The sequence below is a fragment of the Moorena sp. SIO4E2 genome, assembly GCF_010671945.1.
Taxonomy (GTDB): Bacteria; Cyanobacteriota; Cyanobacteriia; order Cyanobacteriales; family Coleofasciculaceae; genus Moorena; species Moorena producens.
This window is the reverse complement of the sequence record NZ_JAAHIE010000946.1, coordinates 1-2,140: the sequence shown is the minus strand read 5'-3', so window position 1 is coordinate 2,140 and position 2,140 is coordinate 1. Positions and strand designations below refer to the sequence as shown.

1 protein-coding gene is annotated in these 2,140 nt (G+C 41.9%); it reads left to right on the top strand.

Annotation, left to right across the window (positions count from 1 at the left end; all coding sequences use genetic code 11):
* Positions 1–1,015: 1,015 nt before the first annotated feature.
* Positions 1,016–1,915 (top strand): PEP-CTERM sorting domain-containing protein, encoded by a 900-nt coding sequence (locus F6K37_RS39275; RefSeq protein ID WP_158026235.1) that lies wholly within the window; start codon positions 1,016–1,018, stop codon positions 1,913–1,915.
* Positions 1,916–2,140: the final 225 nt, after the last annotated feature.

Sequence of the window (2,140 nt, the reverse complement as noted above, 5' to 3'; positions counted from 1 at the left end):
AGAGAAATAAAGTGTGCTAAAAAGGACTATCTATCGGGAGCTATCACTTATGCAGAGCATTTGTAAAAAAGCTATAGCCCCTTCATGGGTTTGAGCTTGCTGTGATAAGCGCGCGCGTTCATATCTCGATTGTAAACACACTTCTTGCAGCAATTGCTTTGCATACAACAGGCAAAAAGCAAGAGGGGAAAGATATCCGGAGTTTTAACCGATAAGCATCAGATTTAGCAGTTATGCGTACCTAAATGACTCAAATAGCCATTGCAGCGCCCAGATATTACCCAAAAGCCAAGCCACTACCAGTAGGATGGTGCTGGCGAGTTTTTGACCTCTAGGGGGATCTGAATTCATCCCAGCTGTGATAAAAAGTTTCTCTTTCAGAGAAATATAGTTTGCTAAAAAGGACTATCTACACCACGCAACACTAAGAACGATCTGAACGCTCCCAAATGATGCTTTCTTTTACCAGTATGCTATGGGCGCTCACTCCCTTATACCTCAGGAGTATAATGTTGCTTAACCTTCACAATGTTGCTTAACCTTCACATTAAATTAATACTTAATTATCTAGTTTTGTGCATCCGTATTTTCTCTGAGCAACTAATAAAAGCTTCTATAAACATACGCTTTTGAGCTTGTAAAGTCTCTTTATTGTTGTTAGATTATATTCATTGCCCACGATTTGTTTTGCAGTAAAACTACCATAAAAATTGAGTAGCTATTGATGATAAATTGCAATTTATATTACTTAATTAAGTAATATTATATGGTCATAGCTCTTGATAAAAAATTGGCAATTAAAATTTAAAAAAATCAAATTGTCCCAAGAGAATTTATACTATCTTGGGAGTTCTTATCCATATTAATGTGCCTTGGCAGTCGCACTTAAAATAGCCTGCTTAGCTTGAATATCTTGATTTTTAGAAGTATTCAAATGACGAACAATCTAACGATAAGATTCATCAATTCACTCACACTTGCAACCCTGGGTTCACTAGCGACACTTTCGGTAACTGTGCCGAAAGCTAGGGCTATAACTATTCATCGTCACTTCATAGAACCAGGAACTGATTGGAATACCGAGGATTTTAACTTCAGTGACGTCTTGAGCGCACAAGGAAGCTCGGGAGATGCCTTAAGCATCACACCAAACTTTAGAGCAGGAGCAGCTCCAGAAAATGCCGTAGGGGGAGGCAACTTGGTAGACATTTTCAATGCTGCTGCTGAGTGGTGGGAAAGAGCCATCCTGGATGATTTTGACTTAACGCTTAACTTTGGATGGGCACCACTGGGCGGCGGTACCTTGGCAGTTCACAGTCTCGTCGCACAAGAGGGGACACCCAACCGCGAGACAGAGGGCACCATTCGCTTCGACAATGATGGCTCCAGCTTGTGGTTTCTGGATCCTACCCCTGATCAAAACGAAGAGTATCAGACATTTACTGAGACAACAACAACACAACTAGGAGGAGGAGACATCAACATTGGGCGCGTCTACACCGATCCAGTTGGTGATGCAATTGGTCGGTTTGACTTGCTCTCGCTTGCCAAGCACGAAATTGGACACGCTTTGGGACTCAGCCGTGCTAATCGCAGCTTTAGAGCAGAGAATATGGATTTTGATATTGATGTTCAAGCACCACGCCCATTCCCCGGTACAGAAATACCTACTCGCAATGGTGCCCACCTTACTCTCAATACGTCACTGATGTTTCCGTTTTTTGTTACAGGTGAACGAAAACTTCAGTCTGGAATTGATATTCTTGCAAATGCTGAAATCAGCGAGTTCAACAACATAAATCTCAATCCAGTACACGTTCCTGAACCCACATCCACTCCATTAATATTAAGTCTCGCTATGGGAGTTGGAACTTTTGTGAAGAGAAAGTCCTTAAAGAGGCAATCAGGTCTGTAGATAAATCTCCAGACCTGTAAAGATTTTTGATATAGTCTTTTGGCTTTTCCCAGCAGGGACATCAACAAAAAAGGAGTTACAGGAGTTCAGAATTAAGAATTCAGAATTCCTGTAACGACATCCGTGGGGTAGAATCCCGGCCGTCTGTAAGACGGTTAGAGTTAGGTCGGGTCCGAATCCCCATCTAACTGTATAAGAAATCTCCAGGACTTGCGAAGCAAGTCC